Annotated in this window: 12 protein-coding genes; 1 reads left to right on the forward strand and 11 read right to left on the reverse strand. The window is 71.1% G+C overall.

Annotated elements, in window-relative coordinates; translation table 11 throughout:
* Positions 1 to 7: 7 nt before the first annotated feature.
* The 7 genes from J2S55_RS13250 to J2S55_RS13280 all read right to left on the reverse strand — a co-directional run bounded on the left by J2S55_RS13250 (position 8) and on the right by J2S55_RS13280 (position 7715).
* The gene (locus tag J2S55_RS13250; RefSeq protein ID WP_306860274.1) at positions 8 to 1555 is read right to left on the reverse strand and encodes an oligosaccharide flippase family protein; all 1548 of its coding nucleotides are present in this window, start codon (positions 1553 to 1555) and stop codon (positions 8 to 10) included.
* 61 nt (positions 1556 to 1616) lie between these two features.
* Entirely contained in the window at positions 1617 to 2690 is a 1074-nt protein-coding gene (locus tag J2S55_RS13255; RefSeq protein WP_306860276.1) for a hypothetical protein, read from the reverse strand.
* On the reverse strand, positions 2687 to 3976 hold the full coding sequence (locus J2S55_RS13260) for a DUF4910 domain-containing protein (protein WP_306860278.1): 1290 nt from the start codon (positions 3974 to 3976) through the stop codon (positions 2687 to 2689). Before J2S55_RS13260 ends, J2S55_RS13255 begins: the two co-directional genes overlap by 4 nt.
* Positions 3966 to 5009 carry an NAD-dependent epimerase/dehydratase family protein gene (locus J2S55_RS13265; RefSeq protein WP_306860280.1) on the reverse strand — a complete coding sequence of 348 codons (1044 nt, stop codon included), beginning with the start codon at positions 5007 to 5009 and terminating at the stop codon, positions 3966 to 3968. The genes J2S55_RS13260 and J2S55_RS13265 overlap by 11 nt, the downstream gene beginning before the upstream one ends.
* A gap of 5 nt (positions 5010 to 5014) precedes the next feature.
* On the reverse strand, positions 5015 to 5692 hold the full coding sequence (locus J2S55_RS13270) for a PIG-L deacetylase family protein (RefSeq protein ID WP_306860282.1): 678 nt from the start codon (positions 5690 to 5692) through the stop codon (positions 5015 to 5017).
* Entirely contained in the window at positions 5689 to 6483 is a 795-nt protein-coding gene (locus J2S55_RS13275; RefSeq protein ID WP_306860283.1) for a sugar phosphate nucleotidyltransferase, read from the reverse strand. The genes J2S55_RS13270 and J2S55_RS13275 overlap by 4 nt, the downstream gene beginning before the upstream one ends.
* Positions 6480 to 7715: a class I SAM-dependent methyltransferase gene (locus J2S55_RS13280; protein WP_306860285.1), complete on the reverse strand. Its 1236-nt coding sequence runs from the start codon at positions 7713 to 7715 to the stop codon at positions 6480 to 6482. The genes J2S55_RS13275 and J2S55_RS13280 overlap by 4 nt, the downstream gene beginning before the upstream one ends.
* A 130-nt stretch (positions 7716 to 7845) precedes the next feature.
* Between J2S55_RS13280 and rfbC the strand changes: the two genes are divergently transcribed.
* Positions 7846 to 8469 carry a dTDP-4-dehydrorhamnose 3,5-epimerase gene (gene rfbC / locus J2S55_RS13285; protein ID WP_306860287.1) on the forward strand — a complete coding sequence of 208 codons (624 nt, stop codon included), beginning with the start codon at positions 7846 to 7848 and terminating at the stop codon, positions 8467 to 8469.
* Here the strand turns inward: rfbC and rfbD are convergent.
* The 4 genes from rfbD to J2S55_RS13305 form a co-directional block, all read right to left on the reverse strand.
* A complete protein-coding gene (gene rfbD / locus J2S55_RS13290) occupies positions 8459 to 9316 on the reverse strand; it encodes a dTDP-4-dehydrorhamnose reductase (protein WP_306860289.1) in 858 nt (285 codons plus the stop codon). The two genes, rfbC and rfbD, sit on opposite strands and share 11 nt — an antisense overlap.
* Positions 9313 to 10314 carry a dTDP-glucose 4,6-dehydratase gene (gene rfbB, locus J2S55_RS13295; protein ID WP_306860291.1) on the reverse strand — a complete coding sequence of 334 codons (1002 nt, stop codon included), beginning with the start codon at positions 10312 to 10314 and terminating at the stop codon, positions 9313 to 9315. The genes rfbD and rfbB overlap by 4 nt, the downstream gene beginning before the upstream one ends.
* A 265-nt stretch (positions 10315 to 10579) precedes the next feature.
* On the reverse strand, positions 10580 to 11647 hold the full coding sequence (locus tag J2S55_RS13300; protein WP_306860293.1) for a glucose-1-phosphate thymidylyltransferase: 1068 nt from the start codon (positions 11645 to 11647) through the stop codon (positions 10580 to 10582).
* Between the two features lie 2 nt (positions 11648 to 11649).
* Complete coding sequence (locus tag J2S55_RS13305; RefSeq protein ID WP_306860295.1) at positions 11650 to 13104, reverse strand: sugar transferase; 1455 nt, start codon at positions 13102 to 13104, stop codon at positions 11650 to 11652.
* Positions 13105 to 13280 lie beyond the last annotated feature (176 nt).

The raw sequence follows: 13280 nt of genomic DNA on the forward strand, positions 1-13280 counted from the left end.
TCTCCAGTCAGCGAGAGCGTAAGGGGATCAGCTCGGTCACCCTGCCGCCCAGCTGCCTGAGCACCGCCTGCGGCACGACGACGAAGACGTAGGCGAGCAGCCCCGTGCCGCCCGCCACGCACAGTTGGACCAGCGGGACGCCACGGGTGACCTGGGCCAGCGACAGCATGACGGCCACCGCGAGCACGCCGCCCAGCAGCGGGCGCACCAGGGCGGAGGCGACCGGGGCGAGGACCACTCCCGCCCGGTGCAGGGCCAGCGTCGCCAGCGGCAGGGCGACCAGGACGGCCACCGCCGCGTGCCCGATCGCCGCGCCGCGGATGCCGTCCAGCCGCGCGCCGGCCGTCAGCACGGGCAGCAACGTCACGGCCCAGCCCAGGTTGAGCCAGACGGTGGACTTGGTCGCGCCGAGGGAGGCCAGGACGTCGAAGGCCAGGGCGGTCAGCATCCGCACGGCCATCACGATCGCCAGGAAGCGCAGCACCTCGGCGGAGGGCGCCCAGCGCTCGCCGTACAGGAAGACCACCAGCGCGGGAGCGAGGGTGCCCATCATCACCGCGATCGGCAGCACGATGGACAGCAGCAGCGGGACCGCCCGCTGCACGCCCAGCGACAGTGACCGCGGATCCTCCTCCGCCAGCCGCGAGAAGCTGGGCAGGGCGACGTAGCGGACGGCCGTGCCGATCAGGCCGGGCACCCAGCTCGAGATGTTGAAGGCCAGCAGGTAGAGGCCGAGCAGGGTGGGCCCGAGGGCGTTACCGACGATGACGGAGTCGGCGTTGAGCAGCACGCCCTCGATGCCGAGGCTCACGCACAGCGGGAGTCCGAAGGTCAGCAGCCGCCTGACGACCGCGCGGTCGAGGCCGATCCGGATCCGCAGCTTCGCGAAGGCGACCACCAGCACCCCGGTGACCACGGTGCCCGTGAGCTGGCCCCAGGCGAAGCTGAAGGCCCCGGCGCCCCCGGCGGCGAGCGTGATGGAGACCGTGGCGTTCACCAGGAAGCCCACCAGGTTGGCCTTGGTGAGCTTGTCCTGCTCGAACCTGCGCAGCAGCGCCGCGCTGCGCACGGCGGTCAGGCCGTAGACGACGTTGGTGGCCGCGAGCACCCGGATCACCCAGGTGGCCTCCTCGCTCCCGGACAGCTGCGCGAAGAACGGCGCGATCACCCAGAAGATCCCGTACAGGACGCCGCTGGACACGATGGCCACGACCGTCGCCGTGGGCGCCATGTCCTCAAGCCTGCCCCGCCACTGCACGGTCGCCGCGATGATGCCGGCGTCGTTGATGTGGACGACGAGCTGGCTGGCCGCCAGCGCGATGGCGAAGACGCCGAAGTCCTCCGGTACCAGCAGGCGGGCGAGGACCAGGCTCATGGCGAACGAGCCGACTTTCATCGCCAGGTTGCCCAGCACGCTCCAGCGCAGCCCGCGACCGGCCTGGCGGCCGATCTCCCCGACCCGGCCGTTCTCCCCGTCCGGGGAGGCGGCCGGACCGGGCGGCCCGGACTCCGGGTCCGTGCCCGTCGCCGGCTCCGCGCCCTGTCTGTCTTCCATGTCTTACCTTTCACAGCCAGCCCGCCGGGCCGCCGGCGCCGTCTCGGCGGCGGCGGTCGGGTCAGGCGGGCTCCTCGATCCGTTCCAGCCAGATCTCCCGCCAGAACGGGATGAACTCACGCGGGCAGCTGACGGTGTAAGCGCCCGCGCAGACGACGCCCTCCAGCACGATGCACGGGGACTTCATCTGGAGCATCCGGCCGGTCTTCTCGTCGATGCACCGATCGACCCGCGAGAGCACCCGCGCCGTCTGCCCGCAGTAACGCGACATCTCCTCCTCGAACCCCATCCCGCGGTTGAGCAGGTCCTGGTTGAGGGTTTTGACGATCTCCTCCTTGGACTTGATCCGGACGAGCTCTCCCGGCCGGAGGTCGAGGGTGACGCTCGGCGTCGCGCCGACGAGCCCGCCCTTGACGAACCCCCACCGGAGGCCGCCCCTGATCCGCAGCCAGCTTGGCAGCACCCGTCCGCTCCGGTCCTGAAAGCGGTTGAAAAGCCCGACGAGAAAGGCGCGGAGCGCGAAGAACATGCCCGCGTTGCCGGTGCGCACATCCATGACGTACTGCCGGACGTCCTTGAACGGCAGGCAGGTGGGCGCGGCCCGCAGCAGCTCGGTGGCCTGGCAGGAGAAGCGCTCCTCCCCGTCCGGACCGGGCTCCTTCCGGGCGGCGACCTCCAGGATCGGCAGGAGGGGCCGGCCCGCCGCGAGGCCGCCCGGACCCGCGGCCCCGGGTCCGCCGCCGGAGGCCGCGGGGTCCCGCGGGGCGGACGGGGCGGTCGCCGGGGGGTCGCCGGGCTCCACCCGCTTGAGCCACGCCTCCTTCCAGTACATCAGGCAGGCCGTCTGGCAGCCGCCGTGCGCCTGGCCGCCGCAGCGCGCCCCGGTCAGGTGCACGGCGCGCTCCATCCGCCGCATGCCGGTCCGGCTGATCGTGTCGCAGAGCTTGTGGGCGACCTTGTGCACGGTGAGCCGCTGCCCGCAGAAGGCCAGCATCTCCGGCATGAAGGGCAGCGCGTCCAGCTCACCCCTCTCGTCCAGCGTGGCCATGATCTCGGCCTCGCTGAGCACCTCGACCAGCTCACCGACCCGGAGGTTGAGCGCCCCGGCACCCATGACGGTCTGGACCTGCGTCATTTCCCCTTCTCCTTGAGCAGTCCTGCACCACGCAGGGCCTGTGCCGCATCCGCCACGGCGGCGAAGGGCAGGTTGGACCGTTCCGCGATGTCCAGCAGGCTGTGCTCCTCGTCGGAGAGGTTCAGCACCCACAACATCGCCATCTGCGCCTGCTTGGTGTCGCTGCGGCCGCCCAGCGACCCGTACAGGCCCCGCCGGCCGAGCTGCGGCTCGCCGTACGGGCTGAGGTTGACGTAACGCCGGTTGCGCTCCAGCACCCGCGTGATCTCCCAGCAGGTCTCCAGCGTGTCGGCCATCGCCTCGGGTGAGACGAAGTCCGGGTTGTCCGCCGAGGTGTGGTACTCCGGGTAGCCGGCGTACGGCGTGCGGGTCAGCGAGCCGACCGGCATGTCGAAACCGGGCGAGCAGAACTGCCGCTCGTCGTAGCCGTACGGTGAGAAGTCCACGATCTCGTGCTCGCGCCCCGAGGTCCGCAGGACGTGCCGGACCACCTGGTCGATCTCCGCGTCCCCGCGCCTGCTGCGCTTGTAGGTCAGCGTGCCGCTGTCTCCGGCGCAGGCCAGCACGAGCCCGTGCTTGACCCTCTCGGAACGCTCCCGGTTGCGCGCCAGCCAGGTGATCGCGCCGATCGTGCCGGGCATGAACAGGAAGCGGTAGGTGTAGTACGGGTCGGTCCCGGCCAGCCGCCGCGCGAGCTCGGCCGCCACGGCGACGCCCGCCAGGTTGTCGTTGGCCAGCGAGGGATGGCAAACGTGGCAGGAGACGAGCACCTCCTCGGAGACCTGCCCCGGCACCACGTGCTCGCCGTAGGTCAGGTGACCGTCGGCGAGGGTCGAGTCGATCCTGACCTCGTAGTCGCCCTCCGGCAGGCCCGCCAGGGTGCTCTCCCGCAGGCAGAAGCCCCACGTCTCGGCGTAGTAACTCGTCCGGTAGGGGATCAGGTCGGGCTGCTCGGGCAGGGTGTGCAGGTGGGGGCGGAGCTCCCGCAGGGACATGACGGCCGACACCGGGACGCTGTAGCCGACGACGTGGAGGTTGGACTCGGCGAAGTCGACCACCCGTGTGCCCGAGGCGTCCTTGACGTAGGCGTCACGGATGTTCCACTCCTTGGGCACCGTCCAGTCGAGGACCTCGGTCCCCGTCGGCACCTCGTGGATCCGCAGGGGGACCGACTCGCCGACGATCTCCAGAGTGCGGCGCACCCCGTCGCCGGTGATGCTCCGGCACAGCGGGTAGAGCCGCTCGACCAGGGCGTGCATCTGACGCCCCACGGTCTCAATCGTCACCGGCGACCGCCCCGCGCGGGCGCAGCGCGCCATCGACGCTGCCCTCGGCACGCCGGGCCGACAGCCGGGCGAGCCTGGTGAAACGGTGCTGGAAGTCGTGCTCGGTCAGGCCGTGCCGCTGGTACGCCTCGACCAGCTCGACCGCGCCCTCCTTGACCGTCCAGCGCGCCTGGTAGCCGGGCAGCGCGGCGCGGATGCGGGAGAAGTCCACCCGGTAGGAGCGCGGGTCCGCCCCGGCCTCACCGGTGATCACCAGCTCGGAGCCGGGCACCGCCTCGACGACCTCGGCGGCGATCTCCGCCACGGTCACGTTGTTCTCCTCGGTGCCGACGTTGAACGCCCGGGCGTGCACGACCTCCCGGGGGGCGGCCAGGGCCAGGACGAACGCCTCCGCGATGTCCTCGGCGTGCACCAGCGGCCGCCACGGGGTGCCGTCGGACAGCACCCGCACCGTGCCCGACAGCAGCGCGTGCCCGACGAGGTTGTTCAGCACGATGTCCGCCCGGAGCCGGGGCGAGAACCCGAACGCGGTGGCGTTGCGCAGGAAGACCGGGGTGAAGTCGCCGTCGGCCAGCTCGGCCAGGTCGTCCTCGACCCGGACCTTGGACTCGGCGTAGGGGGTCACCGGGCGCAGCGGCGCGTCCTCACCGACCAGGCCGTCGCCGCCGGAGGCGCCGTAGACCGAGCAGGTGGAGGCGTACAGGAACCGGCGCACGCCCGCCTCGCGGGCCAGCCGGGCCAGGCGCACCGACGCGTGGTGGTTGATGTCGTAGGTGAGCTGGGGCGCCAGCGAGCCGAGCGGGTCGTTGGAGAGCGCGGCCAGGTGCACCACGGCGTCCACCCCCGCCAGCTCGCCGGCGGTGACGTCTCGCAGGTCGACCGGGTGACCGCGGGGGTCGTCCGGCGTGGGACCCAGAACGCAGTCGGCGAACAGCCCCGAGTCCAGGCCGATCACCTCGTGGCCCGCCTCGGCGAGCGCCGGAGCCATCACACTTCCCAGGTAGCCCTGGTGCCCGGTCAGCAGTACGCGCATCCGGTTCATCCTCCAGCCAGATCGAGAGTCAACTTGTTGACGTGGAACGCCTCCGCGTAGCGCGCATGGCACTCGATCCCGCGGATGCGCGCCAGCCCGAGGAACGCCTCACGGTCGTACCAGGGACGCCGCCGTTGTGAGGGGTAGTGCTGTTGGAGCAGGGTCACCTTCGCCTCCGCCACCTCGGGGGTGAGCGGCTGGTAGACCGACGGCCGTCCGAGATCGCCGTCCCACTTGACGATCTCGTAGCCGAGCACCTGGTGGTCGCGGAAGGCCGTGGGCACCAGCCGGGCCAGCCCGCGGTGGTCCTGGTGGGCGTCGCCGGGGTGCGGCGCGAACATCAGGTCCGGGTCGGTCCGCGCGCGCAGTTCCTCCACGGCGCCCTTCGCCTCGTCCCAGTGCGCGGGCAGCCGCCCGTCGGGCAGCTTCAGCACGGTGAGCCGCAGGTCGGCGCCGGGACAGAAGGCGGTCAGCGCCGCGTGCTCCTCGTCCTCCCGCTCGGTGCCGCCGCCGGAGAGCACCAGCGCGTCCACCCGGACGCCGGGGTGTGCCGAGCAGACGGTCAGCAGGCTGCCGCCCGCGCCGATGGCGATGTCGTCGCAGTGGGCGGCGAGCAGCGCGACGCTCCGCACCCCGCCGCTCCCGGCTGTCCCGCCCGCCCTGGCCGGCCGAAATCCGATCATGCCGGCTGCCCCGCGGGCTCCCGCTCCCACAGCGCCCACGGCCGCTCGCCCCGCGAGTACGCCTCGTCGAGGGCGACCCGCTCCTTGACCGTGTCGGTCGGCCGCCAGTATCCGCGGTGCGGGTAGGCGAGCATCCGGCCGCGCTTGGCGAGCTCGGCGCAGCCGTCGGCGACGAGGTCGCCGCCCGGCGGGATGTGGTCGAAGACCTCCTGGCGGAGCACGAAGTATCCGCCGTTCACCCAGAGCGGCATCTGGCTGACCGGGGTGATCCCGCCGACCATCCCGCTCTCGCCGAGCTCCACGCAGTGGAAGGTGTCCGACGGCGGGACGACCATCATGGAGGCGCCCGCGTCGGACGCGGCGAAGCGGTCGATGATCTCCGGCAGCGGCGCGTCGGTGAGCACGTCGGCGTAGTTGGCCAGGAACATCTCCGCGCCGTCGAGGTGGTCGCGGACCCGGCGCAGCCGCTCGCCGATCGGCGACTCGATCCCGGTCTGCACGAAGGAGATCGACCAGTCGGAGATGTCGGTGGACAGCAGCTCGACCCGGCCGCCGCGCAGGACGAAGTCGTTGGAGATGGTCTCCTGGTAGTTGAGGAAGAAGTCCTTGATGTGGTGCGCTCCATAACCGAGGCAGAGAATGAACTCCGTGTGCCCGAAGTGCGCGTAGTAGCGCATCACATGCCAGATGAGCGGCCGGGGGCCCACGAGCTGCATGGGCTTGGGCACGTCACCGGGGGTGCCGGTGCGCATCCGCGTTCCGTATCCGCCGCAGAAGAGCACGACCTTCACGGGTTCACCTCGACGATCTCCAGGCTGGGGATGGGGAAGACCAGCCGGCCTCCCCATGTGTGTACGGAGGACAGCTGGCCGGTGAGCTCCTCGCGGAGGTTCCACGGCAGGACCAGCACGTAGTCGGGCCGGTCCTCGGCGATCCGCTCCGGCGGCAGGATCGGGATCCGCGTGCCGGGGGTGAACCTGCCGTGCTTGTAGGGGTTGCGGTCCACTGTGTACGACAGCAGGTCCGGGCGGACCCCGCAGTGGTTGAGCAGCGTGTTCCCCTTGCCGGGGGCGCCGTAGCCGACCACCGTCTTGCCCTGCTCGGCGGCCTCGACGAGGAACTTCAGCAGCTCCCGCCGGACCCGGGCCACCCGGGCGGCGAACTCGGTGTATCCGGCCAGCTCGTGCAGGCCCGCGGCCTTCTCCGCGGCGAGCACCCGGTCCACCCGCTCGCCCGGCTCGCCGGCCGCCTCCTGCGGCCGCGCCCACAGGCGGATCGAGCCGCCGTGGGTCGGCAGCAGCTCGACGTCCACGAGGGACAGCCCGCCGGAGGCCAGGGCACGCTGCGCGGAGGCGACCGTGTAGTACTGGAAGTGCTCGTGGTAGATCGTGTCGTACTGGTTGTGCTCCATCAGGGTGAGCAGGTGCTGGACCTCGATGGAGACCCACCCGTCGTCGGCCACGAGCGCGCGCAGGCCCTTGGTGAATCCGATGACGTCGGGGATGTGGGCATAGACGTTGTTGGCCACCACCAGGTCGGCGGGCCCGTGCTCGGCACGGACCGCGGCGCCGGTCTCGGGGCCGAGGAAGGCCGTCAGGGTCGGCACGCCCTTCTCCCTGGCCGCCTCGCCGACGTTCTTCGACGGCTCGACGCCCAGGCACCGGATCTCCCGATCGACCACGTGCCGCAGCAGGTATCCGTCGTTGCTGGCCACCTCGACCACGAACGAGTCGCCGTCCAGCCCCAGCCGGTCGACCGCCCCGGCCACGAACTCCCGGGCGTGCTCCACCCACGAGGTCGAGTACGACGAGAAGTAGGCGTACTCGGTGAAGGTGTCCTCTGGCGTGATCAGCGGCGGGATCTGCGCCAGCCAGCAGTCGGTGCAGACCCGCAGGTGCAGCGGGTAGGTGGTCTCGGGCTCATCGAGCTGCTCAGCGGTGAGGAACCGCTCGCAGGGCGGTGTCGCGCCGAGGTCGACGACGCTGGCGAGGCTCGGGGAGCCGCACAGCCGGCAGGTTGTCATCAATACACTCCCTAGCCGCGGAACGCGGCTCGACCGGTCTCCATAAAGATCATTTCATCGAGCGCGAACCCTAGGATTTCGCCCGATACTTCGGCGGTGTTACACGGGTCCGCTGTGGCATGCTTCGGCCATGGAACCCCTCAGCATCGCCGGAATCTGGTGCCATACGCCTCGTATCCACTCCGACCCCCGCGGCGCGGTCCTGGAGCTGTACCGCTCCACCGATCTGGAGCGATCCATCGGCCATCGGCTGGATCTCGCCCAGGCCAACGTCTCGGTCTCCAAGCGGGGCGTCCTGCGGGGCATCCACTTCGCCGACGTCCCGCCTGGCCAGGCCAAATACGTCACGTGTGTCTCCGGGGCCGTCCTCGACGTCGTCGTGGACATCCGCGTCGGCTCCCCCACCTTCGGGCGGTGGGAGGCCATGCGCCTGGACGACGAGTCCCGGCGCGGCCTCTACGTCGCCGAGGGGCTGGGCCACGGGTTCATGGCGCTCAGCGAGCAGGCCACGGTCGTCTACATGTGCTCGCAGCCCTACGCCCCCGGGCGCGAGCACGGCGTCCACCCCTTCGACCCGACCCTCGCGATCGACTGGCCCGCCGGGGTGGAGCCGATCCTGTCGGACAAGGACGCCGCCGCCCCCAGCCTCAAGGAGGCTCTGGACGCGGGTCTGCTGCCCGACTACCGCGCCTGCGTGGCCTACTACGAGGACCTCGCCTCTCCCGAGGGCCGGCCGGCCGCGCCTAGCAGTTGACGAGCACATCGGATTCCCGTAGCGCCTCGCGCCAGTCCCGCATCGGCGGCAGTCCCGCCCGGTCCCAGCGTTCGTGTCCCAGCACGCTGTAGGCCGGCCGCGACGCGGGACGCGCGAACTCCTTGGCCGGCACCGGGTTGATCCGGTCCGGGTCCGCGCCCAGCAGCGTGAAGATCTCCCTCGCGAAGCCGTACCAGCTCGTCTGACCCGCGCCGGTGGCATGGTAGATCCCCGGCGGGGGGCCGGTCCGCCCCATCTCGACGAGCCCCGCGGCCAGGTCGCCGGCCCAGGTGGGCGGGCCTATCTGGTCGTCGACGACGTCCAGCACCGGGCGGGTCCGCTCCAGACCGGCGATGGTGCCGACGAAGCTCTTGCCGGCCGCGCCGTACAGCCAGGCGGTCCGCACGACGTAGCCGGTCTCGGGCAGCACCTCCAGCACGGCGCGCTCGCCGGCGAGCTTGGTGCGCCCGTAGGCGTTGACCGGGCAGGGCCGGGCGTCCTCGCGGTAGGGGTCCACCCCGCTCCCGTCGAAGACGTAGTCCGTGGAGGGGTGGATCATCCGCGCGCCGAGGCGCCCGCACGCCTCGGCCAGGGCCCGCACCCCGTGCCCGTTGACGGCCAGCGCCTCGTCCTCACGCGTCTCGGCGTCGTCCACCGCCGTCCACGCGGCGCAGTTGACCACGATGTCCGGCCGGCAGGCCGACACCAGATGGTGCACGGCGGAGGTGTCACGGAGGTCGAGCTCGTCCTTGCGGAGGGCGAGGACGGGCTCCCCCGCGGCCTTCAGGCGGCTCAGCAGCTCGGTCGCGAGCATGCCGGAGGCGCCGGTGACCAGCCACCGGCTCATGCGCTCTCCTCGCCGCGCCGCCCGGCGTCGGTGGCCGCGAGCGCGCCGTGCCCGTCGGGCCGGTTCGTCGCCGCCTTCCACCAGCCCGGGTTGTCGGCGTACCAGCGGACCGTGTCGGCCAGGCCCTGCTCGAACGGGACGCCCGGCCGGTAGCCGAGGGCGCGCAGCCGGGAGTCGTCCAGGGAGTAGCGGCGGTCGTGCCCCTTGCGGTCCTCGACGCGCTCGACCATGTCCCAGTCGGCCCCGCAGGCCGCCAGCAGCTGGGTGATGAGCTCGATGTTGCTCATCTCCGCCGTGCCGCCGATGTGGTAGACCTCGCCGGGCTCGCCCCGCTCGGCGACGAGCCGGATGCCCGCGCAGTGGTCGTCGACGTGGACCCAGTCCCTGACGTTGCCGCCGTCGCCGTAGAGCGGGACCTTGCGCCCCTGCAGGAGGTTGGTGACGAACAGCGGGATCAGCTTCTCCGGATACTGGTAGGGCCCGTAGTTGTTGCCGCAGCGAGTGATGGAGACCGGCAGGCCGTGGGTGACCGCGTAGGCGAGGGCGATCATGTCGCCGCCCGCCTTGGCCGCCGAGTACGGCGAGCGCGGCCGCAGCGGCGTGTCCTCCTTCCAGGAGCCGACGTCGATCGATCCGTAGACCTCGTCGGTGGAGACCTGCACCACCCGCTGGGTGCCCGCGTCGAGGCACGCCTGCATCAGGGTCTGCGTGCCGAGCACGTTGGTCCGCACGAACTCCCCGGCGCCGGCGATGGACCGGTCCACGTGGGTCTCGGCCGCGAAGTTGATGACGAGGTCGTGGCCGGGCACCACGGCGGCCATCAGCTCGGCGTCACATATGTCGCCGTGCACGAAGTCGTGGGCGGCGCCCTCCAGGTTCGCCGGGTTGCCGGCGTAGGTGAGCTTGTCGACGACAGTCACGGTGGCACCGTCCGCGTTGAGCGTGCGGACGTAGTGGGAGCCGATGAAGCCGGCCCCACCGATGACCAAGATCTTCATCGGCGTTCCGGAGCGTGTGCCCCTGGCCTCGGCCACGGGCGGGACGCCCCTGCCTCCTTCCGATTGTGGTCGTGCGCGGGCTTGCGATGACCGAACGGTCCCCGGGCGGCCGCGAGGATCCCGCGGCCGGGCTGACGGGGAGGTGAAACACCTGCTGAGCCGGGGCGGACCGCGGCACCCGGCAGGGGTGGCCGCGGCCGGCCGCGGGACAGGGACTCCAGGCCGTGCGGGCCGGGACGTCCCGGCCCCGGCCGTGGGGAGGATCTCAAGAGCTGATCTGAACCTTGCTGTGATCGCCCAGCACGAGACGGTGGGCTCTGGGGGTCTTGGGGGCGGGGGTGACCTCGACGTCGTGTCCGATCAGCGAGGACTCGATCCGGGACACCCCGGAGATCGAGGAGCGGGGCAGCACGATCGAGTATTCGATCTCGCTGCCGTTGATCACGCAGTCGGCCGCGATGGAGGTGAAGGGGCCGACGTAGCTGTCCAGGATCCGGGCCCCGGCGCCGACGATCGCCGGGCCGACGATGCGCGACCGCTCGACCACGGCGCCCGGCTCGACGACCACCCGGCCGATCAGCTCGCTGGCGCCGTCGACCCGGCCGTCGACGCGGCCGTCCAGGGACTCCAGGACCAGCCGGTTGACCTCCAGCATGTCGGTGACGTTGCCGGTGTCCTTCCAGTAGCCGGATATGACGGTGGACTCGACCTGGTGCCCCGTCTCGATCAGCCACTGGATCGCGTCGGTGATCTCCAGCTCGCCCCGCCACGACGGCTTGAGCTCGGTCACCGCCTCGTGGATCGCGGGAGTGAACAGGTAGACGCCGACGAGCGCCAGGTCGCTCTTGGGCTCGTCGGGCTTCTCCTCCAGCCCGATCACCCGGCCTCCGGCGTCGAGCTCCGCGACGCCGAACTGCCGGGGGTCGCCGACCTGGGTGAGCATGATCTGGGCGGACGGCCGGTCGTGGGCGAACCGCTCCACGATGCCGCTGATCCCGCCGACGATGAAGTTGTCGCCGAGATACATGACGAAGTCGTCGTCGCCGAGGTAGTCGCGGGCGGTCAGCACGGCGTGGGCCAGCCCGAGCGGGGCCTGCTGGCGGATGTAGGTCACCTCCAGGCCGAAGGCGGAGCCGTCGCCGACGGCCGCCTCGATCTCCGCCTGCGTGTCGCCCACCACGATCCCGATCTCCCGGATGCCGGCCGCGGCGATGGCCTCGAGCCCGTAGAAGAGCACGGGCTTGTTGGCCACCGGGACGAGCTGCTTGGCGGAGGTGTGGGTGATCGGCCTCAGCCGAGTGCCCGACCCTCCGGCGAGCACGAGTGCTTTCACGGCTAGTAGGCCCCTTCTCCGCCGGTGACGGCGCTCCAGGTCTTCCAGAGGATCTGCAGGTCCAGGAAGAGCGACCAGTTCTCGACGTAGCGCAGGTCGAGCCGGACCGACTCCTCCCAGGTCAGATCGGAGCGTCCGCTCACCTGCCACAGCCCGGTCATGCCGGGCTTGACGACCAGGCGGCGGCGCACGTCCTCGCCGTACTGCTTGACCTCCTCGGGCAGCGGCGGCCGGGGCCCGACGAGCGACATCTCCCCGCGGAGCACGTTGAGCAGCTGCGGCAGCTCGTCGAGGGAGTAGCGGCGGAGGAAGGCGCCCACGCGGGTGATCCTTGGATCGTTCCTCATCTTGAACAGCACGCCGTCGAACTCGTTGTGCCGCTGAAGATCGATTTTGAGCCGTTCCGCGTCGTTGACCATCGTGCGGAACTTCACGACCCTGAACTCCCGGCCGCCCTTGCCCACCCTCACCTGCCGGAACAGCGCCGGCCCCGGGCTGGTCGCGCGGATCAGCGCGGTGATGACCAGCATGGGTACGGCCAGCACCAACAGGGCCAGGCCCGCGCCGACCCGGTCGAACAGGCTTTTGGCCAGGTGCTTGGCGCCGTCGAACTCGGGGTGCTCGACGTGCAGCAGCGGCATCCCGGCCACCGGCCGGATGCTGATGCGCGGGCCCGCCACGTCCATCAGCGCGGGCGCGACGAACAGGTCGGTGCGGGCGTCCTCCAGGCCCCAGGCGAGCCGGCGCAGCGCGGCGCCGTCCAGCTCGGGGCAGGCCAGGATCGCCACGGCGTCGGCGTTGACCTCGGCCACCACGTCGGGGACGTCGCCGAAGCCACCGAGCACCGGGACGCCGTCGACGTCGAGGCCGTCGGAGCCCGACGGCAGGCACGCGGCGACCACCGTCATGCCGTGGTGCGGCTGCCTGCGGAGCTGCATCACCAGGTCGAGCACCGACTCCCGGTGCCCGACGGCGACCACCTGGCGCATGTATTCCCCGAAGGACCGCCGCCGGTGGAGCCGTTTGCGCATGCGATAGCGGAAAACGATCGTGAGGATGAGCGCGAGAGGGAACATCGCCATCACGAAGCTACGGGCGATGGTCGTCTGCGTGGCGTAGGCCCCGATCGCGACAGCGGCCGTCAGACCGACCCCGCCGTCGAAGACCGCCCGGAACTCTTCCGTCCCCTCACCATGTGCACGCTTGCGATAAGCACCTCCCACCGCGAGCGAGAACGGCCACGCCAGGGCCAGACCCAGCCCCAGCAGCGCTTCCGTCCCCGGAATGAAGGCACCGAACCAGAGCCGGACCCCGAGGACCGACTCACAGGCGACCACCGCGCACGCGAGGTCGCCGGCCAGCAGAATCCGCGCATAGGAACGTGTCCAGATGCTCGGAGCGGTACGCACCGAACTGCCCAGGAGCGCGACAGCGGGCGCCTCTGTCCCCACTCTCATACCACCCCACCCAGATGCCCCAGCATTAACAGATAACGAGACGCCTGCCTCGTTTCATTGGTTGACAGATTTCTCTAATGCATCAGGAGCGTGGATACCCATGGAAATCCTAGAGATCAAGATTCGGCAGGGGAATACCGGCCTCCTGTCCACTACTGGCCTAAGTGGGGCAGAGA

This window comes from Streptosporangium brasiliense (genome assembly GCF_030811595.1).
GTDB classification, from domain to species: domain Bacteria; phylum Actinomycetota; class Actinomycetes; order Streptosporangiales; family Streptosporangiaceae; genus Streptosporangium; species Streptosporangium brasiliense.